Origin of the sequence: Butyrivibrio sp. NC2007 (genome assembly GCF_000421405.1) — a bacterium.
Classification (GTDB): Bacteria; Bacillota; Clostridia; order Lachnospirales; family Lachnospiraceae; genus Butyrivibrio.
This window is the reverse complement of sequence record NZ_ATWY01000004.1, coordinates 1-20,549: the sequence shown is the minus strand read 5'-3', so window position 1 is coordinate 20,549 and position 20,549 is coordinate 1. Positions and strand designations below refer to the sequence as shown.

Below are 20,549 nucleotides of genomic sequence, written 5' to 3'. Positions count from 1 at the left end.
CCTGAAGGTTACATTATGCAAACATGCAGAAAAGGCCGAAGGCTATAGCTGCTATTACACCGGCGATAGGGAAGTAGTACATGAGTGCTCTCGATAAAGAAAATGGGAGATTTCCCACAAACTTACCGCTCTGTCCGTTCATGGCAAAGAGGTAATTTCCTCCGTTCCAGGAAGTATTGAGGATATAAACCGGATAAAGAGCATACTTGCTGGACTCGTTGGAAGGAGTGCACTGTTCGCTTCTTGCCCGAAGCGTCGAGTAACCTGAAATGGTATTTCTGAAGTCGGTAATGGCGGAGGAATGCATCCTGCTCAGCGCCCTACCCTGGTCTTCATCGGCGTTGACGTTGTATTTGTTGGCGAGAAATCCTGCTAGATAACCCATGTTGAAGGGAACCATCTTGGACTGGTCGAAGGGTTCAAGTGATTCCATAAGGTCATCGGGCATCTCTTTGGAGCCGTCAACAGGAACTTTTTCAAAGCGCTCGGATCCAACCCTTGTAATATCGTAGTGGCTGGTCTCTGTGTAGTGATAGTTATGATCGCTCCAGGTCCTGACCTTGGTGGCATCAAAGGAAGCGCTGTAGTTCTGGGTTGCGTCAAAGAGCCAGAAGGGCACATAGATACCCTTGATCTCATCGATGTGATTCTGATCAAAGAATACCTTTGGCAGGAGCTTCTTGGATTTTACGTAACCTTTATAAGCCTCGATGGCATCATCCTTTGTCTTTTCAAAAGGAATGATGTAGTCGGGGGTGAACTTTCCTGTGAACTTTTCTTTTACAACGACGTTGTTACTGCAGAAAGGACATTTCATGGAGCCAAGCGACTCTGTGGCCAGGATTTCGCCGCTACAGGATCCACAGCGGTAGATGAACATCGGCTGGGAAGCGTCTGCCTCACCTTCGGCGGGATTTGTAACATAATCATCTGCTGATTCTCCGGCAGAGTCTGAGTTGTGATTGGCTATATAGTCCTTTACATCAAATTCCGAATCACAGAAGGGGCATTTGATCTTCTGGGTCTTCGGATTAAATTCCATTGCCCCGCCACAGGCGGGGCATTCATATTCGTGTAAAGCCATGATTTCCTCTAAATAATAAAATTAGTTAGGTCTTGGTGAGCCACACTGTGTGCAGAAGTTGCCAGAGTTTACAGTGCCACATGAGCATGTCCATCCGGCATCGGGCTTCTTAGCACCACAGTTAGGGCAGAAGTTACCTGTATTTACGTTTCCGCAGGAACATGTCCATGAACCTGCAGAAGGAGCTGCCATCTGAGGAGCAGCCTGAGGCTGAGCCTGCTGAGCCCCCATTGCATAGAGTGACTGTGCGTTCATTCCACCTGCCTGCTGAGCCATGTTCATTCCTGCAAATGCCATCATAGGACCTGTTGCAGTGTTCTTAGCTGCATCCTGCATAGCCTGTGCCTGAGCACTTGCAAGTGTAGCAGCTGCCATATTAGGATTCTTAAGAGCGCCGGCTCTCTGGAGCTCTTTGATTGTCTTTTCATCTTCTTCGGAAGCATTAACTGAGCTGATACCGAAGGAAGAAATCTTGATACCGTAGGTCTCTGTCCACTTCTTTGAAAGAACTGTGTTGAGAACATCTGCGATCTCTGTTGTGTGTCCGGGAAGTGCGCTGTAACGGATTCCCATTTCTGAGATCTTTGCAAATGTAGGTTGAAGAGCTGTAAGGAGCTCACTCTTGAGCTGAGACTCAATCTTGTCTCTTCTGAACTCATCAGTTACGTTGCCAACGATGTTCTTGTAGAAAAGAACAGGATCAACGATCTTATAGCTGTATTCACCGTGGCAGCGGATATCGATATCCATATCAAGTCCAACGTTAGTGTCAACTACGCGGAAAGGAACGGGATTTACTGTTCCGTACTTGTTGCCGATGATGTCTTTTGTATTGATGTAATAAACTCTCTGATCCTTAGCTGTGCCACCTGCAAAGCTGAGTCTCTTATAGAATTCCTTAAAGGAGTTAACGATGTTCTCTCCAAGATCGCCATAGAAAATAGATGGCTCTGTTGAAGTGTCATATACGAATTCGCCTGCCTCAGCACAGATTTCAGTAATCTGTCCCTGGTCAACTAAGATCATGCACTGACCTTCGTTAACAGCAACGATAGATCCGTTAGAGATGATGTTCTCATTGCCCTTGCCCTGTTTCTTCTTACCTTTTGTTAGAAGCACATCAGAAGTGAGTGAATCACAATAGAAATAATCTCTCCAGGAATCAGAGAGTACGCTTCCGCCTGCTGAGAGTGCTGCTGAAATAAGCCCCATAACTATCTCCTTTCATACTAAAAAGCCATTTTTTATTTCCGAATTATTCTACTCGGTTACCTTATATTTTCTCACATTTAAGCTGAAAATGCCATTGTTTTGTGACAATTTCGCCCCCCTAAATGAGCCCCCGGGACGGAGTCAGTGGCTCATTTTTGATCCCTAGGGACGGAGTCAAGGGCTCATTTTTGACCCCTGGGGACGGAGGTAAGGGATCATTTTTGGGGGAGCTGCTTCCTCCTGAGGGCCTGGAGCGCTGGTAAAAGACTACTAAGAAGCATCACATCAGGTCAATTTTATAAGTCTTGGTTGGAAACCCAACTAGTTTGTCATATAAAATTTTTGTGATGCTTTTAAAAAATCGGTTCCAATTAATAGGGTGATATATCCTATTTTGTGATGCATATTTCCGTGTTCCAGATGAAAATGAGCCACTGACTCCGTCCCCAGGGCTCAAAAATGATCCCCTGACTCCGTCCCCAGGGATCAAAAAGTGAGTCAAACTGAAACGTCCCCGGTGACTCAAAAGGAGTCAAAGAGAACCGTCCCCATTGACTCTAAAAGCCACAGTTACTACACTTAGTGTATATGAGGGCAAAAGAGATTACGGTTACCATAAATGAATATGGAAAAGTGCAAACCGTCGCTGCCACAAAGGGTGAGCGCCTAAAGGCAATCCTCGACAGAGCGGGAATCGTGTACTCGCTTCCCTGCGCAGGGGCAGGAAGGTGTGGAAGATGCAGGATCAAGTTCCTGAAAGGCGCGCCAATTCCCGGCAGTTTCGAGGAGAAGTTCCTGACGGATGAAGAGACGGAAGAAGGAATCAGAATCCTCTGCAGAACCGTGGTCTATGAAGACTGCGAGGTGGAGCTTCTTGAAAGTGCCAAGGAACATGACATATCTGCGCTGACTTTAGACGATGAGCCGGTAAATTCTCCCGGTAAGCTGGGCAAGCCAACAGGCCATGATGGTGAAACGACAAGATCCTACGGCATTGCCATCGACCTCGGCACAACCACCATCGCCGCAGCCCTGATATCAACCACTTCGGACAATCCCGGCTACAAGGTCTTTCAGACCGCCAGCTGCATCAATTCCCAGCGCCGCTATGGAGCTGATGTCATATCAAGAATTTCAGCTGCGGAGGATGAGGAGACACGAGAGGCCCTTCGCAGAACCGTAGTCACAGATATAGAGAATCTGATAAAAGAGCTGACGACAGCCGGAAGCATCACCTATATCGGTCAAAACCCGGACCTAAAGGCCATAACCATAACTGGCAACACAACCATGCTTTACCTCCTTGCCGGCAATGATCCGAAAAGCCTTGGCAGTTATCCGTACATAGCAGAGCATTTGGAAAAAGAGTGGATGCTATCTGACATAATCCTTGATAACATCCCGGACATCAGCTTAACAATCCTTCCCGGAATATCAGCCTTTGTGGGCGCAGACATCGTAGCCGGACTCTTCACCCTGGAACTTACCGATGATGAAAAGTTCTTTTTCCTTGACCTTGGGACCAACGGTGAGATGGCTTTCTACGACGGAGAAAACCTGAAAGTCACTTCAGCCGCCGCTGGGCCTGTGTTTGAGGCAGGTGGCATCAGCTGCGGAACAGCATCAATTCCCGGCGCCATCGACCACATAACAATAGATAAAACAGATCACCATGTGACCATCCATACCATCGGCGACGCAGAACCCATCGGCATCTGCGGAACAGGCGTTATGGAGATAACCTCCGAACTTGTCAAAAATCACATCGCTGATGAGACAGGTCTTTTAACAGATGAGTACTTCGATGATGGCTTTCCGCTGACCAAAGACGGCAAAATAAGATTCACACAGCAGGATATCAGAAACGTCCAGCTGGCTAAGGCTGCGATTTACACCGGCGCAAAGACTCTTTTAAACGGAGATATTCCCGATAAGGTCTATGTTTCCGGAGGATTTGGAAGTAAAATATCACCAGAAAATGTAGAAGAATTACGTATGTTTCCAAGGGAATTTGATGGTAAGATAGTAGCAATCGGAAACTCTGCACTCAGAGGCGCTGCGCAGTATACAGCATGTGTCCTCTCCGGGTGGGAAAAAGAAACTGATGGGGCAGCGAAACTTGACCTCATAACCGAAAGCGCTGTGGTAACCGAACTGGCAACCACGGACGGATTTGATGAGGACTATATCGCAGCAATGAACTTTTGACGGAGGATGAGAAAATGATAGACGAGAGATGGGTATTTCATAAGGATGTTAAGGCAGAAGATCAGGGAAACGGCGTGATAAGGCGCGTTCTTGCATACAGTAAGGACCTCATGTGTGTTGAGAACACCTTTGAGAAAGGAGCAATAGGAGCACTTCACCACCACCCACACACCCAGATCACTTATATTGTAAGCGGCAAATTTGAGTTTGAGATTGATGGGGTAAAAAAGATCGTGGAAGCCGGAGACACCATGCTCAAGATGAACGATGTGGTTCACGGATGCGTATGTCTTGAAGCCGGAATTCTTCTGGATATCTTTAATCCCATGAGAGAGGATTTTGTATGATCTGCGACAGCTGCGCAAATTATGTGTATGATGAGGACTGGGAGTGTTACACCTGTATGGTGAACATGGATGAGGACGACTACTACAGGCTCATGTCCGGCAATAATAAGGAGTGCCCTTATTACCAGGACGGCGATGAGTACAAGGTTGTAAGACACCAGATCTGAGGGGAGAGTATGAAAATAGTATTTGAGCACCTCACAAAGAGGTTTCCCAACAGGAATAGGAAGATAAAAGATGAGGTGGTTGCTGTCTCTGACTTCAACTTCACGATTCCTGACGGTAAACTGGTGGGGCTTTTGGGGCCTTCCGGCTGTGGTAAGAGTACCGCGCTGAATCTTATCTGCGGACTCGAGAAGCCCACGGAAGGAAGAATATATTTTGAGGACCTTGATGTTACGGACCTTGAACCCGAGAACAGGGGAGTGGGACTGGTTTTCCAGAACTACGCCCTCTATCCGCATCTGACCGTAAGGCAGAATATCAGATTTCCTCTTGAGAACCTTCGCGGAGACAAAAAGCTCTCCAAGGAAGAAATGGAAGAGAAGGTCCAGGCAGCTGCCAGGCTCGTTCAGATCGAGGCGCTTCTTGACAGAAAACCCAATGAGATGTCCGGCGGACAGCAGCAGAGAGTGGCCATTGCCAGAGCACTGGTAAAGGTCCCTAAAGTTCTTTTACTGGATGAGCCCCTCTCAAACCTTGATGCGAGACTGCGGCTCAAGACCAGAGAAGAAATAAAGCACATCCAGGTTAAAACAGGCATCACTACTGTGTTTGTAACCCATGACCAGGAAGAGGCCATGAGCATTTCAGATATAATCGTTGTTATGAAAGACGGCGTTCTTCAGCAGATGGGTAAACCCCAGGAAGTTTACGACGAGCCGGAGAACCTGTTTGTTGCCATGTTCCTTGGAACTCCGCAGATCAACGTGTTTGAAGGCGCCATAAAGGGTGAGAAGGTGTACATCGGAGACGAGGCGGTTATGGATGCCAAGGGGGCAGGGGACAGAGACGTCTTCGTTGCAGTAAGACCCGAGGGCTTTATTGTTGACCCTGACGGACCATTGTCATGCACGTTTATAAACAGGGAAGTTATGGGCCGCGATACCAGTGTTATCGCATCCCACAAGCTTTTTGAGGGCGAGAACATAAGGGCAATCATTCCTTCGGAAGAAGATGTTACGCCGGTAGACGGAATCGTGAGATTTTCCCTTAAGCCTTTTAAAGTTAAATTATTCGACAGGATCAGTGAGGAAAGGATACGGATTAAGTCATGAAGAAGAATCTGACGGCCTGGCTGTGTCTTCTTCCTGCGCTGGCCTTTCTTTTGGTATTTATGGTTTACCCTCTTGTGGATGTTTTCATCTATTCCTTTGAAGAGGGTTATAACTTCGCATCCCAGAGCTATTTCGGCGTTGGGCTTTATAACTACAACTATGTCCTTCACGACCCGTACTTCATTCAGGCCCTGAAGAACACCTTCATTATCGTTATTATTACGGTTCCGCTTTCTACCGGAATCGCTCTTTTGATTTCCTTGGAGCTCAGTAAGATTCGGCACATCAGGAATTTCTTTCAGACGGTTTATTTTCTCCCCTATGTGACAAATACTTTGGCTGTGGGACTTGTCTTCATGATCCTCTTTAAGAAGACGCCTTACTCCGACGGTCTCGTAAATATACTGATACAGTTCTTTGGCGGAAAGGGCGTGGATTTCATCGACGGTCCCTACTGGGCCAAGATGTTCGTTATGTGCTTTTACACCATATGGATCGTTATGCCCTTCAAGATCCTGATCCTGACCAGCGCCCTGGCATCGGTGAACCCGATGTATTACAAGGCAGCCAAGGTGGACAACACATCGCCCTTCAGGATCTTCTACAAGATCACGCTTCCGATGATATCGCCCATGGTCTTCTACCTGGTGATCACAGGATTTATCGGAGCGTTCAAAGCCTACAGCGATGAGGTGGCTCTTTTTGGGACGGACCTTAATGCAGCGGGTATGAATACCATCGTTGGCTACGTTTACGACATGCTCTACGGCAACAGCGGCGGATATCCGTCCTTTGCATCGGCAGCAGCCCTGATACTGTTTGCCATCGTATTCACCATCACCACCATCAACCTCATGGTCAGCAGAAAGACTGTGTTCTACAATTAAAAGAGCTTTAAGAGGAACCTGTATAAATGGACAAAACGCAAGTAAAAAAACTTGAGAAAGAAAGCAGAATAAAAGAGACTGCAAGAACAGTGCTAAGGTACTTTTTCCTGGCGCTCTGGGCGCTTTTGGTGCTGTTTCCGTTTTACTGGATGATACTTACTTCGGTAAAGAGCTATGGATCGTACAACTCTGAGTACATTCCGAAGTTCTATACCTTAAGTCCCACCACGGCAAACTATATTCAGGCCTTCACGGCAGTGCCTCTTGCAAGGTACTTCCTGAACACACTGATATTTACCGTTGTCACAACAGGCCTTATGATGATTGTCGTTATCTTTGCGGCTTTTGCTTTCGCGAGACTTGATTTTAAGGGAAAAGACATTGTCTTTTCAATGTTTCTTTCTCTCATGATGATACCTAATGAGCTGGTCATCATAACGAATTTCGTGACCATAACAAACCTTGATCTGCGCAATACTTATCTGGGTCTTATCCTGCCGTCGGTTACTTCGGTGTTCTATATTTATCTGCTCAAGGAGAATTTCGAGCTGATCCCGGAGGAACTCTACAAGGCAGCCAAGGTGGACGGAACCTCGGATATGAGATATCTGTTCAGGGTTATGATCCCGATATCAAGGCCAACGCTGGTGACCATCGTTATCCTTAAAGTTATTGAGTGCTGGAACAGCTACGTATGGCCAAGACTCATTACCGATGACAAGAATTACTTCCTGGTATCCAACGGAATCCAGGAGATCAGAGAAAACGGCTTCGGAAGAGAAAACGTACCTGCCATGATGGCTGCGGTTGTAGTGATCTCGCTCCCGCTGGTAGTTCTTTTCCTGATCTTCAAGAGGAAGATAATGGAGGGTGTAGCTCGCGGCGGAACCAAGGGCTGAGCTTTGTGTGAGGAACAGTATGAAGAAGATTAGAGTTATGGCGATGGCGCTGGCAGCAGGTGCGATGCTGCTTACCGGATGCCATGGAGCCAAGGCCAACAAAGCTTTTGAGATTCCTGAGAGCTTTGATGAAAACAAACAAATACAGATCACCTTCTGGGCCAAGAACGACACCAACGTTGTGCAGAGCAGGATTTACGCGCAGGCCATAGAGGACTTTGAGAAGCTATATCCAAACATCACAGTAAACCTGCGTCTCTACACCGATTACGGCAAGATATACAACGATGTTATTACCAACATTTCAACAGGCACCACTCCGGATGTCTGCATAACTTACCCGGACCACATCGCAACTTACCTTACGGGCAATAACGTTGTAGTGCCGCTTGATGACCTCATGTCAGATGCCAGGTACGGCCTTGGAGGAAGTGAGCTTAAATACGACTCACCCGGTAAGGATGAGATCGTAACCGAGTTCCTTGATGAAGGACTCATCGGGGAAAGCCACTATGCGCTTCCCTTTATGAGATCCACCGAGGCTTGTTACGTTAATGAGACTTATGTAGAGAAGCTTGGCTTTACCCTTCCTGAAGTCCTTACCTGGGACTTTATGTGGGAGGTAGCCGAGGCAGCTACAGAGAAAAACGAAGACGGAACCTATAAAGTAAACGGACAGAACGTCTTGATCCCTGTAATCTACAAGTCCACAGACAACATGCTGATCACAATGCTAAGGCAGGAAGATGCGCCTTACACCGACAGTGACGGAAACGCCCTTCTTTTTAACGATGATACAAAAGACATTTTAAAGACCGTTGCGCAGCACACAGAAACCGGGGCTTTTTCCACCTTCAAGATATCCGGATATCCGGCAAACTTTTTAAATGCCGGACAGTGCATCTTTGCCATTGATTCAACTGCAGGCTCAACCTGGATGGGCAGCAAAGCGCCTCTTCTTGATATCGCACCGGATAAGGTTGTGGATTTTGAAACTAAAGTGTTGCCGGTTCCGCAGTATGATACTTCGGATCTTAAGATGATCTCCCAGGGCCCTTCTCTTTGCATCTTCAATAAGAAAGACCCCCAGCAGGTTCTGGCATCCTGGATGTTTGCACAATATCTTTTGACTAACGATGTACAGATAGCTTACTCCAAGACAGAGGGGTATATTCCGGTGACCACCAAGGCGCAGAACAGCCCTGAGTATCAGGAGTACCTTGCAAAAGAGGGAGAGGACAACTCTGAGCATTATGACGTAAAGATCAAGGCAGTTAAACTTCTTATGGATAACACCAAAAACACCTTCGTGACCGAGGTGTTTAACGGCTCAGCTTCAGTCAGGGACGCGGCGGGACAGCTCATAGAAAACGTGACAAAGTCTGTCCGCAGAAAAAAGACTGTTGATGACGCCTTCATAGAAGCTCAGTACAAAGAGGTTAAGTCGCTCTACCACCTGGATCAGAGGAGCGCAGGCGCTTCTTCCGGTGAGAAAAAAGCTTTGGGACCACTTTCCGGTGCGTCGAAAGCTCTTTTAACAGTACTTGTTCTGGCGTGGGCTTTGATAGGGCTTGTCGCCTTTAGGGAATACAACAAGAAAAAATAATGTGCTATAATCATTTTGCTAAAACAGTAGCACACACAAAAGGAGAAAAATTATGAAAAAGACATTGGCAGTAGTACTTACTATGGTAGTCGCTCTGTCGACTGCGGCATGCGGGGCTTCAGGAAGTGGCAAGTCAGCTAAGAGCGAGGGCGTTATGACTTACGCTGAATACGCAGCAGCTGAGCTTGATTCTGAAGTAGTTGTTGAGACTTATGTTCAGGCTAAGCAGTCATGGTGGGAGAACAAGGCAACCATCTACACTCAGGATGCTGACGGCGGATACTTCATCTATGAGCTTCCTTGCACAGAGGATGAGTACAACAAGCTTGTTCCCGGAACAAAGATCAAGGTTACAGGTTACAAGTCAGAGTGGTCAGGCGAAGTTGAGATCGTTGACGCAACTTACGAGATCGAGAGTGGTGACACCTATGTTGCTAAGGCACAGGACGTTACAGGACTTCTTGGCAAGGATGAGCTTGTCGACAAGCAGAACGTTTTTGCAGCATTCAAGGGCCTTACAATCGAGCCTTCAAAGGATGCAAACGGAGCAGATGTAGCTTACCTTTACAAGTGGGACGGCTCAGGAACAGAGGGCGATGACCTTTACTTCAACGCTTCTGTTAACGGCCAGACATATACATTTACAGTAGAGTCTTACCTTTGCGGCGCTGACACAGAGGTTTACAAGGCTGTTCAGGGCCTTGAGATCGGTCAGACTGTAGATATGGAGGGATTCCTCTACTGGTACGAGGGTGCAAATCCTCACATCACAAAGGTTACAGTTAAGTAATCAAAGGCACAAACTAGCCCCATGGTTCTAGGAACTATGGGGCTTTTATGCAAAAAGGGGACAATTATGGAAACAAATAAAATGCCAAAGATCACAAAGGAATGTGTTGAGAATGTAGTAGACAAGAAGTTTCTCCGGGTATACGACTTAAAGTACGAAGAGGGAAAGCACTATTTTGATGCCTCAAGAAGATCGCTCGAAAATCTGGTTGCACCTATGACCGAGGATGAGTTTAAGGCCATGATCCCGGACGCCGTAAGCTGCGTTGTTATCGTGGAGCTTCCCGGCAAAGAGCCACAGCTTCTTTTCTCCTATGAGTTCAGATATCCCACAGGAAGGCTCCTTCTAAGTGTCCCTGCAGGACTTGTGGATCCTGAGGATAAAGAAAAAGAAAATCCCCTGATCGAGACAGCAAAGCGCGAAATCTTCGAGGAGACAGGCATTGTGGTGGATGAAAACAGAGATGAACTCTTTGTTATAAATCCGCTTCTGTTCAGCTCGCCCGGAATGACTGATGAGAGCAACGGCCTTGTCTGCGTTAAGCTCCACCTCGATAACCTTGATATGCTGGATCAGACCGGCGCTCTTGGCCAGGAGTGCTTTGACGGGTTCGAACTGGTAAATGAGGATAAGGCAAAAGAAATTTTGAAGAAGGGAGTAGATGACAAAGGGCATTTTTACTCTGTATATACCTGGTCTGCGCTGATTTATTTTATATCAGGTTTATGGAAATAAGGGTGATTTCTTTATATAATTGAAATTACCTAGAGGAGGGTAAAATTATGAAAAACAGACTTTTGGCGGTATTTTTGATTACAGTTTTATCAGCTGCCATGATGGCTGGCTGTGGTAAAAAGGATGCACCTGTAGAAGAAGTGCCCGAAGCCACTACAGAGGCATCAACTGAGGAGGCCAGCGTAGAGGCACCTGCCCCGGAGCCTTCAGATGCAGCTACAGAAGAAGTTTCAGATCCGCTCATCACTGCAGATCTCGATGAGACCATCGGAAACGGAATCCTTATAACCATCAACAACCTTTATAAGGCAGGCGAGACTCAGGGCGAGGGCCATATCCTTATGGACAAGGAAGAGCCTGATGAGAACGGCGAGATAAAGTGCTATGTGCTTGAGACTTTCGGAGCTTACGAGTTCCAGGACGGCAACTTTGTAAGATGCGCAGGTTCAGGTGTTATCCCTGCAGTCGTAACAGTTAAGGCCAATGAAGACGGAACCTATGAATTCATATCAATCGTAGAGGCTGAAGACGGAAGCAACTTTGTTGATTCAATCAAGGAGAACTTCCCTGAGAAACTCTGGAGCAGATGCATCACCATCGAGGATGATGACAGGAATGAGCTGAACAAACAGGATAGGGCTTATGCTGAGGAGTACCTCAGTACTATCGGAAGAGAAGACGCCGAGATTGGAGATTATGGCGACTTTGAGCACACTCTTTTAACCGATGAGGGCGTATCCGTAGAGGTTTCCAACAAGATGGTGGATGTTCAGTCAGGAGACGGATTTGAATTTTTCTGCCCAATGTGGCTCGGAGACCGTGAAGTTCTTGATGAAAACATCCGATATACATATAAGACAGAGTATGACAAGAAGAAAAATGAGATAACATTCTCAAAGGTATTGTATGAGACAGGTGAAGTGCTGGAGTCATCAACATACGATGCCAAGACAGGTGACAAGGTAGAATAATTGATTTGATAGCAAGGATGCTAGCGAGACTATACTCGAGAAAAGGAGGGAACCATGAGCAATATTTCTGAGATCACTGCTGCTAATACTGGCGCTGCTCTTGAGGCCAATAAAACTCAGAGTGCCACAAAGCCCGGTAACTACGGCAAAACTGTCGGAAAGCCCCAGCTTAGTGAAGCGGGTGCTAAATACTACGAAGAACTTAAGAAAAAATATTCAGGCATGGACTTCGTTCTTGTCAGTAAAGACATGAAGGAAGTTGCCAAGCAGAATGCCAGCTCCTATGGCAATGCAAACAGAATGGTAGTTCTCATCGATGAAGAGAAGATCGAGAGAATGGCCACTGACGAGAATTATCGTGCAAAATACGAAGGCCTTATTGCAAAGGCTCAATCACAGATGCCACAGCTTAAGTCCGTTATGGCTAATCAGCCCGGTGTTAAGACCATCGGAATGCAGGTTAATGACAACGGAACAGCATCGTTCTTCGCTGTAATGAGCAAGTCCAATCAGGATATGACTGAGAAGCTTGCTGCCAAGAGAGCAGAGAAGAAGGCTGCAGAAAAGGCCGAGGCCAAGAAGGAAGCCAAAAAGGAGCAGATGGAGAAGCTCCGGGAAGGGCATCTCGATAAATCCGACAAGGTGCCTGATGATGACGAAGATTACGTTATCTTGCAGGCAGATTCCGTGGAGGAACTGGTCAAGAAGATCGAGAATTACAATTTCAGTCTGAGAGCGGATTCCGTTCAGACGCCGTATGAGAAGAGTATTGGACAGTCCATAGATTTTAAAGGCTGACAATTCGGGGGTTATATGTACAAACTGGCGATATGCGATGATGAGAAAAGCTCTGCTGCTGAGGCGGCAGAGCTTTTGGAAAAATATAAGGCAGCTCACAGCGGCCTTGAATTTAGCGTGGATATCTTTTACACGTCCTTAGATCTTCTGGGTGCGATGGAAAAGAAGGTCTACGATATTTTTTTGCTGGATATCTATATTGATAAGATCAACGGTATAGAGCTGGCTGAGACCATAATGAAGAACAATGAGAATGCCCATATCATTTTCATGACATCCTCAAATGCATTTTACAAAGATGCCTTCAGGATCCATGCAGTTCATTATCTCGAAAAACCTATTCTGCAGGAAGAGTTCTTTGAAGCCATGGACAGGGTCTGCACTGAGGAAGAGGAAGATCACTATTTAACCTTCAGGGAGAGCGGAGAGGTCCACAAGGTTTTAATGGATGATATTCTGTACGTGGAGTCTGAGGATCATTACAAGAGGATTGTAACCGGCGATGACAGTTTCCTGATCAGAAGTACCATGCAGGCTCTTCAGGAAAGCCTTGATTATCCTCACTTCTATGCCATGGGAGTCAAGAGCATTATAAATCTCAAGAGAGTTTTAAAGATCACCAAGGACTCGGTTGTTATGGAGAACGGAAAAGAGTTCTCGGTGCCAAGAGGAACTTACAGAAGCCTTAGCGAGTTGGTACTTAAATACACATTCTAAATAAAAAAGTGAAAGCTCCCACAGATTGTGGGAGCTTTAATTGGATAAAAGCGGAGACGGCGGGATTCGAACCCGCGTGCCCCGGAGGACAAACGCATTTCGAGTGCGCCTCATTACGACCACTTTGATACGTCTCCATGCGCTTCGGACGATGCTCCGAAGCGTTTTTTATTATACTTTTTTAATGGCTGTGAGTCAACCAGATTACTTGGCAGTATGGACTGTATTAATGTATAATTACTAGTAGTGTGCATTTACAAATTTGAATATTCAAAGGAGGCCTTTTTCACATGATGAGAATTGGTATGTTGACTAGCGGTGGTGACTGTCAGGCTTTGAATGCAGCAATGCGCGGCGTTGTTAAGTGTATTGCGCACAGTGGTGAGGAAGTTGAGTTCTATGGCTTCAAGAACGGCTACAGAGGACTCATCTACAGCGATTTCAGAATGCTTACCTCCAAGGACTTTTCAGGAATCCTGACAAAGGGCGGAACTATTCTTGGTAGCTCCAGAACACCTTTTAAGACGATCAGAGAACCTGATGAGAACGGACTTGATAAGGTAGAGGCTATGAAGCAGAATTACTACAAGCTTCAGCTGGACTGCCTTGTGGTTCTCGGAGGAAACGGCTCACAGAAGACCGCTAACCTCCTTTCAGAAGAGGGACTTAATGTAGTATCTCTTCCGAAGACAATTGATAATGATCTTTGGGGCACAGATATGACCTTTGGTTTCCAGAGTGCCGTTGACGTTGCAACCAATGTTATCGATAATATCCATACAACAGCTGACTCCCATGGCCGTGTATTCATCATCGAAGTTATGGGACATAAGGTTGGATGGCTTACTCTGAACGCAGGCCTTGCCGGCGGTGCAGACGTTATCCTCATCCCTGAGATTCCTTATGACATCGGCAAGATCTGTGACGCCATCGAGGCAAGAGATGCAAGAGGCAGCAGATTTACCATCATCGCTGTTGCAGAGGGCGCTATCTCCAAGAAGGACGCCAAACTCTCCAAGAAGGAATACAAGGAGAAGATGGCCAACTACAAGTACCCTTCAGTATCCTACGAGATAGCAGAAGCAATTCAGAAAAAGACAGGACATGAGGTAAGAGTAACCGTTCCCGGACACATGCAGAGGGGCGGAGCTCCGGATCCTTATGACCGTGTATTTGCATCAAGACTTGGAGCAGAAGCCGGACAGCTCATCCTTAACAAGGAATACGGCTTCATGGTAGCTTACAAGAACAGGGAGATCGTTAAGGTACCTCTTTCCGAGATCGCCGGCAAGCTGAAATACGTTTCGCCGGATGCCAGCATCATCAAGGAAGCCAAGATGCTTGGTGTATGCTTCGGGGATTAAGTGATTTAAAGTTTTGTTGGAGTAGTTTTTTACAATGGGTTATGTAGCACTATACAGGAAATTCAGACCCCCGGTCTTTGAGGATGTCAAAGGCCAGGATCATATAATTACAACGCTCAAGAATCAGATCAGATCGGACAGAGTTGGACATGCTTACCTGTTCTGCGGAACTCGTGGAACAGGTAAGACTTCTGTTGCAAAGATTTTGGCCAAGGCGGTTAACTGCGAGCACCCTGTGGACGGAAGTCCCTGCGGTGAATGCGCTATGTGCAAGGAGATCGCAGCCGGCAACAGCATGAACGTCATCGAGATCGATGCTGCGTCCAACAACGGCGTTGATAATGTCAGAGAGATCATTGACGAGGTCTCCTACTCCCCAACCAGAGGCAAAAAGAAGGTTTACATCATCGACGAGGTACACATGTTATCCGCCGGTGCTTTTAACGCGCTCCTGAAAACCCTTGAGGAGCCGCCGGAATACGTTCTGTTCATCCTGGCAACCACGGAGGTCCACAAGATCCCCATCACTATTCTCTCAAGGTGCCAGAGATACGACTTCCACAGGATTACCATCGATGATATCGAGGGAAGGCTCAGAACAGTAGTTGACGCAGAGGGTATAAAGGTTGAGGACAAGGCCCTTAGATACATCGCCAAGACTGCGGACGGATCCATGAGAGATTCACTAAGTCTTCTTGATCAGTGCATAGCCTTTAACTACGGCGAAGAGCTCACCTATGACAAGGTCCTGGGAGTTCTGGGTGCGGTAGACACTGAGGTATTCAGCAATCTCTTTTCCGCGCTCTACGAGCAGGATGTAAACAAGGCTCTGACAATCTTGTCGGATGTAGTTATCCAGGGTAGGGAGCTCACACAATTTGTTAACGACTTTGTATGGTACCTCAGAAACCTCATGCTGGTACAGGCTTCCGATCAGATGGAGGACGTGGTTGATATTTCAACCGACAATCTTAAGATGCTCAAGGAACAGGCAGCAGGTGTTAGCAGCGATGCAATTTTAAGATTCATAAGGATCTTTTCCGAGCTTAGTGCAAACATCAGGTATGCGACACAGAAGAGGATACTCATAGAGATCACGCTCATAAGGCTCTGCAAACCGCAGATGGACAAGGATGAACAGGACTCCTTCGAAGACAGGCTCAGGATCTTAGAGGAGCACGATGAGAAGAACAGCAAGGTCCTTAGCGGAATTCAGACGGGACAGATCGCAGTAGCATCAGCAGGAGGCGCAGGTATGGCGGCTTCGCCGGTGGTAAAAGAGAAGAAGACCTTAGAGAGGGCTGTTCCCGAAGATATACAAAAGCTTGTTAAAAGCTGGCCACAGGCCGTAGCAAGAATGGGTAACCCCATGAAGACTTACATGCAGAGAGCTAAGCTTAGCCTTGGCAATGATGACAGACTTCAGGTGGTTTTTGATAATAAACAGCTGGCAGACAAATACTCAAGCGGAGAGTTTGTGCAGGAGTTCCAGGATACACTGGATGCCATAATCGGCAAGCACGTTGAGTATGAGGCCAGATTCCTCGAACCCACCCAGAATTTCGAGGAGAATTACGTAAACTTACAATCCATCAATTTTGATGTTGTAACAGAAGATGAAGAAGAGGAGAATTAACAATGGCAAAAAGAGGCGGATTTCCCGGCGGCGGAATGCCCGGTAACATGCAGAACCTTATGAAGCAGGCGCAGAGAATGCAGCGCCAGATGGAGGAGAGCCAGAAAGAGCTCGAGACCAAGGAGTTTACTGCCAAGGCAGGTGGCGGAGCTGTAGAGGCTACCGTTATGGGAAACAAGACTTTAAAGAGCATCACAATCTCACCCGATGCAGTTGATCCCGATGATGTGGAGATGCTCCAGGATATGATCGTTGCAGCTGTCAACGAGGCTATGAAGCAGGCTGATGAAGCCAGCGGCGCAATGATGAATAAGATGACAGGCGGATTAGGCGGAGGCCTTGGATTTTAATGGAATTATACAGCGGACATATCAACCGTTTAATTGAAGAACTGGCAGCCCTCCCGGGAATCGGGGGCAAGTCCGCTCAGAGACTGGCTTTTTACCTGATAAATCTGCCCAAGGACAGAGTTAAGAAATTGGCGGATTCTATCGTGGATGCCAGAGAGAACGTGCACTATTGCGAGGTATGCTGTACTCTCACCGATGAGGATATATGCCCTATCTGCAGCAACCAGAACCGTGATCATCACACAATCATGGTTGTGGAGAATGCAAGGGACCTGGCAGCCTATGAGAAAACCGGCAAGTACGAGGGTGTCTACCACGTACTTCACGGGGCGATTTCTCCTATGCTTGGAATAGGGCCCGGAGATATCAGGCTCACTGAGCTTATGAAGAGGCTTCAGGAAGAGGATGTTGACGAAGTGATCATCGCCACAAACTCATCCCTTGAAGGTGAAACAACAGCTATGTATATCAGTAAACTTGTCAAACCCACAGGAATCAAGGTTACAAGGATAGCCAGCGGAGTACCTGTCGGGGGCGACTTGGAATACATTGATGAAGTCACGCTCCTTCGTGCTCTTGAGGGAAGAACAGAGCTATAAGGCGTGGCGCAAGCGATTAAGGAGGTCACAAATGGCAGTAAAAAGAGAGTTTTGGGGAGAGGCTCCAAGTGGTGCACCTATCTATGTGTATCATTTGACCAACCAGTCCGGTGTTGAGGTATGCGTTCTCAACTACGGTTGTACTATCAGAAATATCTTTGTACCTGACAAGAACGGCGAGAAGGTTGACGTTGTTCTTGGCTATGATGACTACAAGGAGTACTTTGGAAACGACTGCTTCCTCGGTGCTACTGTAGGACCTACAGCAAACAGAATTGCCAATGCCAAGTATTCGATAGATGGAAAAGAGTTTATCCTTCCCATCAATGATGGACCAAACAATCTTCATACCGATATGAACAACGGTTTCCACAAGAGAGTGTGGGACGCTGAAGAGGGCGAGAATTTCGTTACCTTCACGCTTAAGGTTGACGACGGAGATCTTGGATTCTCCGGAAACAGAGAGTTTAAGCTCACATATACACTTACAGATGACAATGCTCTTGAGCTTCACTACCATGCAACAAGTGATGCCAAGACTCTGATCAACATGACAAACCATGCGTACTTTAACCTGGCAGGTCAGGGCTCAGGAAGCTGTCTTGACCATGTCATGAAGATGTACACATCACATTACACACCTGTTATTGATTCAGCAGCTATTCCTACAGGTGAGATAGCTTCTGTAGAGGGAACACCTTTCGATTTCAGAGTTGCCAAGACAATCGGCAAGGATATAAACGCAGACAACGAGCAGCTTAAGTTTGTTGGCGGATACGATCACAACTATGCTATTGACGGCGCTGACGGATCAATGAAGGTATTCTGCGAGGTAACAGCACCTGCAACAGGAATCACAATGAAGTGCTCAACAGATCTTCCGGGATTCCAGCTCTATGCCGGCAATTTCCTGAAGCATCCAAACGGCAAGGGCGGAAAGGCTTATGTGCCAAGAGACGGATTCTGCCTTGAGACACAGTTCTATCCAAACTCAATCAATGAGGCCGGATTCCCTGACTGTGTATTTGGACCTGACAGAGAGTATGATACAAAGACTGTTTATCAGTTTGTATAAAGAAATAAAGGATATCGTTTGGAGGTTGGCATTTGGCTGAAGTACGTGATTTTGCCTCATATGCAGAAAAAGTTAATAACGGGAATTATAGTCAGAGGTCTTCCGAAGACGAACCTTCTTATAAGGAAAAGATAAGAAATCACAAGCTGGCGGTCTTGTTCAGGACCGCCGGCATTACCTTTGTAGTCGTACTGCTTGTTGCACTGATCTATCTTAGCTGGAGAGACAAGGAATATTCGGAGGCTCTTCTTGAGAACGAAGCACCTATAACCAACGGACTTGACTCAAAAGTATTGGGCCTTGGCGGACATGTCATTCAGTACAGTAAGGATGGTGTGAGCTGCATTAATCCATCGGGACAGGTTCTCTGGAATCAGACCTATGAGATGCAGAACCCTATAGCAAGGACATGTGGCTCGGTGGTGGCGGTTGGTGACTACAACGGCCACAATATTTATGTCAACAGCACATCAGGTTCCATGGGAGTTATTGATACCAATCTTCCTATCAGAGATTTCTGTGTATCATCCCAGGGCGTAGTGGCTGTAGTTCTTGACGGAACAGATGTAACCTGGATCTACCTTTATGATGCAGAAGGCAATACTATTGCCAACTTTAAGACCACCATGAAGGACAGTGGATACCCGATTGACATTAGCATCTCGCCAAACGCAGAGCTTGTGTGCGTATCCTATCTGTATCCTGACGAAGGCGCTCTTAAGACCAGTGTGGCGTTCTTTAACTTTGGCTCTGTAGGACAGAACTCTATAGACAACTATGCAAGCGGATACGAATATCCGGGAGTAGTGGTTCCTTATGTTCAGTTTATGAATACAAGTTCCTGCTTTGCTGTGTCTGATGACAGAGTGATGTTTTACACGGGAGATCAGAAGCCTGTCAGCCAGGCAGATTATTTTACCGGTGAAGAAGAGATAAAGTCTGTCTTTAACAGTGAATCATACGTGGGCCTTGTGTTCCCCAACAGCACTACCGATGGAGCGTACAGACTTCAGGTGTACAATGACAAGGGTGACAGCATACTTACTACCTACTTTGATATGGAGTGCTCGGAGATCATTTTCAATAACAAGCAGATCATCATATATAATGAAGACGAGTGCCTCATCATGGATATGAACGGGCACGTTAAGTACCATGACAAATTTGAAGTTCCGGTAAGGACAATGGTTCCAACCGGTATCAGAAGTAAATTCACATTGGTGACCGGAAACAGCGTGGTTACCATGAATCTGAAATAGGAGAAACAAATGAGTTTGGAAATTTCACAGATAGTGATCACCGTCGTTGTGGTATGTCTGTTTCTGTGGAGAATCTCATATGGAACAAATAATGGCCTGTTTGCGGAAGCAGCAGGCCTTATTGCTGTAATAGCATCTTACATTGCTGTGTACTATCTTATGAGTATTACAGGGAGCGTGCTTAGTAATAAGTTCGGCGAGGTTATCCCCAAGATCGGATACCTGGTAGCAGCGTTCCTTGTTTACAGTCTTATGACAGCTCTGGCCGGTGCGCTTCGCAAGGTAAAAGAGATACCGATTTTAGGAGGGCTGGACAGACTGCTTGGAGGAGTTCTTGGTGGAATAGAAGCTGCTATTATAATTTATATTGTTGAATTTATTACAGGATTCGATCTTTTTGGACCTGCAATAGCCGCTTGGAATCAGCTTTTTGGCTACATTCAAAAAACTTTTATAAAGAATTAAAAAAAGTAGTTGACATGCCAAACCTCCTATGCTATTCTAAATAAGCTGTCGCTGAGGCAGTGACAACAAAGCACCTTGACAAATAAACAGTAATGCAACCCTGAAAAATTCCAAGAGAATTATTCAGAAGTAACAAACCAAAAGTAATAACGGACAGAACGAAAGCTAACGTTTTAGTTCTGGCTGGAATTGAACTTATTTTAACGTGAGAGTTCGATCCTGGCTCAGGATGAACGCTGGCGGCGTGCCTAACACATGCAAGTCGAACGG

General features: G+C 46.5%; 21 protein-coding genes, 1 tRNA gene and 1 rRNA gene. 20 read left to right on the top strand and 3 right to left on the bottom strand.

Annotation, left to right across the window (positions count from 1 at the left end; all coding sequences use genetic code 11):
- Positions 1–13 precede the first annotated feature (13 nt).
- Both G632_RS0104165 and G632_RS0104160 read right to left on the bottom strand, forming a co-directional pair.
- Complete coding sequence (locus G632_RS0104165) at positions 14–1,084, bottom strand: hypothetical protein (protein ID WP_022767776.1); 1,071 nt, start codon at positions 1,082–1,084, stop codon at positions 14–16.
- A gap of 21 nt (positions 1,085–1,105) precedes the next feature.
- Positions 1,106–2,296, bottom strand: coding sequence for an SPFH domain-containing protein (locus G632_RS0104160; protein ID WP_022767775.1), 1,191 nt, complete (start codon positions 2,294–2,296; stop codon positions 1,106–1,108).
- 588 nt (positions 2,297–2,884) lie between these two features.
- Between G632_RS0104160 and G632_RS0104155 the strand changes: the two genes are divergently transcribed.
- The 12 genes from G632_RS0104155 to G632_RS0104100 all read left to right on the top strand — a co-directional run bounded on the left by G632_RS0104155 (position 2,885) and on the right by G632_RS0104100 (position 13,531).
- Complete coding sequence (locus G632_RS0104155; RefSeq protein ID WP_022767774.1) at positions 2,885–4,504, top strand: ASKHA domain-containing protein; 1,620 nt, start codon at positions 2,885–2,887, stop codon at positions 4,502–4,504.
- Between the two features lie 14 nt (positions 4,505–4,518).
- Positions 4,519–4,851, top strand: a complete 333-nt coding sequence (locus G632_RS0104150) for a cupin domain-containing protein (protein ID WP_022767773.1) — start codon at positions 4,519–4,521, stop codon at positions 4,849–4,851.
- Positions 4,848–5,018 carry a DUF6472 family protein gene (locus G632_RS22105; protein ID WP_022767772.1) on the top strand — a complete coding sequence of 57 codons (171 nt, stop codon included), beginning with the start codon at positions 4,848–4,850 and terminating at the stop codon, positions 5,016–5,018. The genes G632_RS0104150 and G632_RS22105 overlap by 4 nt, the downstream gene beginning before the upstream one ends.
- A 9-nt stretch (positions 5,019–5,027) precedes the next feature.
- Positions 5,028–6,128 carry an ABC transporter ATP-binding protein gene (locus G632_RS0104140; RefSeq protein WP_022767771.1) on the top strand — a complete coding sequence of 367 codons (1,101 nt, stop codon included), beginning with the start codon at positions 5,028–5,030 and terminating at the stop codon, positions 6,126–6,128.
- The gene (locus G632_RS0104135; protein WP_022767770.1) at positions 6,125–7,015 is read left to right on the top strand and encodes a carbohydrate ABC transporter permease; all 891 of its coding nucleotides are present in this window, start codon (positions 6,125–6,127) and stop codon (positions 7,013–7,015) included. Before G632_RS0104140 ends, G632_RS0104135 begins: the two co-directional genes overlap by 4 nt.
- 26 nt (positions 7,016–7,041) lie before the next feature.
- Positions 7,042–7,914, top strand: a complete 873-nt coding sequence (locus G632_RS0104130) for a carbohydrate ABC transporter permease (RefSeq protein ID WP_022767769.1) — start codon at positions 7,042–7,044, stop codon at positions 7,912–7,914.
- A 19-nt stretch (positions 7,915–7,933) separates the two neighbouring features.
- Positions 7,934–9,520, top strand: coding sequence for an extracellular solute-binding protein (locus tag G632_RS0104125; protein ID WP_022767768.1), 1,587 nt, complete (start codon positions 7,934–7,936; stop codon positions 9,518–9,520).
- Positions 9,521–9,572: 52 nt separating this feature from the next.
- A complete protein-coding gene (locus tag G632_RS0104120) occupies positions 9,573–10,310 on the top strand; it encodes a hypothetical protein (protein ID WP_022767767.1) in 738 nt (245 codons plus the stop codon).
- A gap of 66 nt (positions 10,311–10,376) precedes the next feature.
- Positions 10,377–11,045 carry an NUDIX hydrolase gene (locus G632_RS0104115; RefSeq protein WP_022767766.1) on the top strand — a complete coding sequence of 223 codons (669 nt, stop codon included), beginning with the start codon at positions 10,377–10,379 and terminating at the stop codon, positions 11,043–11,045.
- A 47-nt stretch (positions 11,046–11,092) separates the two neighbouring features.
- A complete protein-coding gene (locus tag G632_RS0104110) occupies positions 11,093–12,016 on the top strand; it encodes a hypothetical protein (RefSeq protein ID WP_022767765.1) in 924 nt (307 codons plus the stop codon).
- 54 nt (positions 12,017–12,070) lie between these two features.
- Positions 12,071–12,814 (top strand): DUF6033 family protein, encoded by a 744-nt coding sequence (locus G632_RS0104105; RefSeq protein WP_022767764.1) that lies wholly within the window; start codon positions 12,071–12,073, stop codon positions 12,812–12,814.
- 15 nt (positions 12,815–12,829) lie between these two features.
- On the top strand, positions 12,830–13,531 hold the full coding sequence (locus G632_RS0104100; protein ID WP_022767763.1) for a LytR/AlgR family response regulator transcription factor: 702 nt from the start codon (positions 12,830–12,832) through the stop codon (positions 13,529–13,531).
- A gap of 51 nt (positions 13,532–13,582) precedes the next feature.
- On the opposite strand, the gene G632_RS0104095 is transcribed toward G632_RS0104100, so the two are convergent.
- Positions 13,583–13,668, bottom strand: a tRNA-Ser gene (locus G632_RS0104095).
- A gap of 153 nt (positions 13,669–13,821) precedes the next feature.
- Between G632_RS0104095 and G632_RS0104090 the strand changes: the two genes are divergently transcribed.
- The 8 genes from G632_RS0104090 to G632_RS0104055 form a co-directional block, all read left to right on the top strand.
- Positions 13,822–14,895: a 6-phosphofructokinase gene (locus G632_RS0104090; RefSeq protein ID WP_022767762.1), complete on the top strand. Its 1,074-nt coding sequence runs from the start codon at positions 13,822–13,824 to the stop codon at positions 14,893–14,895.
- 34 nt (positions 14,896–14,929) lie between these two features.
- Positions 14,930–16,531: a DNA polymerase III subunit gamma/tau gene (dnaX, locus tag G632_RS0104085; RefSeq protein WP_022767761.1), complete on the top strand. Its 1,602-nt coding sequence runs from the start codon at positions 14,930–14,932 to the stop codon at positions 16,529–16,531.
- Between the two features lie 2 nt (positions 16,532–16,533).
- Entirely contained in the window at positions 16,534–16,881 is a 348-nt protein-coding gene (locus G632_RS0104080) for a YbaB/EbfC family nucleoid-associated protein (protein ID WP_022764712.1), read from the top strand.
- Complete coding sequence (gene recR, locus G632_RS0104075) at positions 16,881–17,480, top strand: recombination mediator RecR (protein WP_022767760.1); 600 nt, start codon at positions 16,881–16,883, stop codon at positions 17,478–17,480. The genes G632_RS0104080 and recR overlap by 1 nt, the downstream gene beginning before the upstream one ends.
- 31 nt (positions 17,481–17,511) lie before the next feature.
- On the top strand, positions 17,512–18,555 hold the full coding sequence (locus G632_RS0104070; protein ID WP_022767759.1) for an aldose epimerase family protein: 1,044 nt from the start codon (positions 17,512–17,514) through the stop codon (positions 18,553–18,555).
- A gap of 32 nt (positions 18,556–18,587) precedes the next feature.
- Positions 18,588–19,814: a DUF5711 family protein gene (locus G632_RS0104065; protein ID WP_022767758.1), complete on the top strand. Its 1,227-nt coding sequence runs from the start codon at positions 18,588–18,590 to the stop codon at positions 19,812–19,814.
- Between the two features lie 9 nt (positions 19,815–19,823).
- Entirely contained in the window at positions 19,824–20,279 is a 456-nt protein-coding gene (locus G632_RS0104060) for a CvpA family protein (RefSeq protein ID WP_022767757.1), read from the top strand.
- A 201-nt stretch (positions 20,280–20,480) separates the two neighbouring features.
- Positions 20,481–20,549: ribosomal RNA gene (locus tag G632_RS0104055) — 16S ribosomal RNA — on the top strand; the annotation flags it as partial.

Excerpts from the sequence above, each read along its gene's own strand:
- G632_RS0104165 (WP_022767776.1), bottom strand. The coding sequence starts at position 1,084 with ATGGCTTTACACGAATATGAATGCCCCGCCTGTGGCGGGGCAATGGAA.
- G632_RS0104150 (WP_022767773.1), top strand. The coding sequence starts at position 4,519 with ATGATAGACGAGAGATGGGTATTTCATAAGGATGTTAAGGCAGAAGAT.
- G632_RS0104110 (WP_022767765.1), top strand. The coding sequence starts at position 11,093 with ATGAAAAACAGACTTTTGGCGGTATTTTTGATTACAGTTTTATCAGCT.
- G632_RS0104155 (WP_022767774.1), top strand. The coding sequence starts at position 2,885 with ATGAGGGCAAAAGAGATTACGGTTACCATAAATGAATATGGAAAAGTG.
- G632_RS0104125 (WP_022767768.1), top strand. The coding sequence starts at position 7,934 with ATGAAGAAGATTAGAGTTATGGCGATGGCGCTGGCAGCAGGTGCGATG.
- G632_RS0104060 (WP_022767757.1), top strand. The coding sequence starts at position 19,824 with ATGAGTTTGGAAATTTCACAGATAGTGATCACCGTCGTTGTGGTATGT.
- G632_RS0104120 (WP_022767767.1), top strand. The coding sequence starts at position 9,573 with ATGAAAAAGACATTGGCAGTAGTACTTACTATGGTAGTCGCTCTGTCG.
- recR (WP_022767760.1), top strand. The coding sequence starts at position 16,881 with ATGGAATTATACAGCGGACATATCAACCGTTTAATTGAAGAACTGGCA.
- G632_RS0104090 (WP_022767762.1), top strand. The coding sequence starts at position 13,822 with ATGATGAGAATTGGTATGTTGACTAGCGGTGGTGACTGTCAGGCTTTG.
- G632_RS22105 (WP_022767772.1), top strand. The coding sequence starts at position 4,848 with ATGATCTGCGACAGCTGCGCAAATTATGTGTATGATGAGGACTGGGAG.
- G632_RS0104140 (WP_022767771.1), top strand. The coding sequence starts at position 5,028 with ATGAAAATAGTATTTGAGCACCTCACAAAGAGGTTTCCCAACAGGAAT.
- G632_RS0104100 (WP_022767763.1), top strand. The coding sequence starts at position 12,830 with ATGTACAAACTGGCGATATGCGATGATGAGAAAAGCTCTGCTGCTGAG.
- G632_RS0104070 (WP_022767759.1), top strand. The coding sequence starts at position 17,512 with ATGGCAGTAAAAAGAGAGTTTTGGGGAGAGGCTCCAAGTGGTGCACCT.
- G632_RS0104105 (WP_022767764.1), top strand. The coding sequence starts at position 12,071 with ATGAGCAATATTTCTGAGATCACTGCTGCTAATACTGGCGCTGCTCTT.
- G632_RS0104130 (WP_022767769.1), top strand. The coding sequence starts at position 7,042 with ATGGACAAAACGCAAGTAAAAAAACTTGAGAAAGAAAGCAGAATAAAA.
- G632_RS0104115 (WP_022767766.1), top strand. The coding sequence starts at position 10,377 with ATGGAAACAAATAAAATGCCAAAGATCACAAAGGAATGTGTTGAGAAT.
- G632_RS0104135 (WP_022767770.1), top strand. The coding sequence starts at position 6,125 with ATGAAGAAGAATCTGACGGCCTGGCTGTGTCTTCTTCCTGCGCTGGCC.
- G632_RS0104160 (WP_022767775.1), bottom strand. The coding sequence starts at position 2,296 with ATGGGGCTTATTTCAGCAGCACTCTCAGCAGGCGGAAGCGTACTCTCT.
- G632_RS0104080 (WP_022764712.1), top strand. The coding sequence starts at position 16,534 with ATGGCAAAAAGAGGCGGATTTCCCGGCGGCGGAATGCCCGGTAACATG.
- dnaX (WP_022767761.1), top strand. The coding sequence starts at position 14,930 with ATGGGTTATGTAGCACTATACAGGAAATTCAGACCCCCGGTCTTTGAG.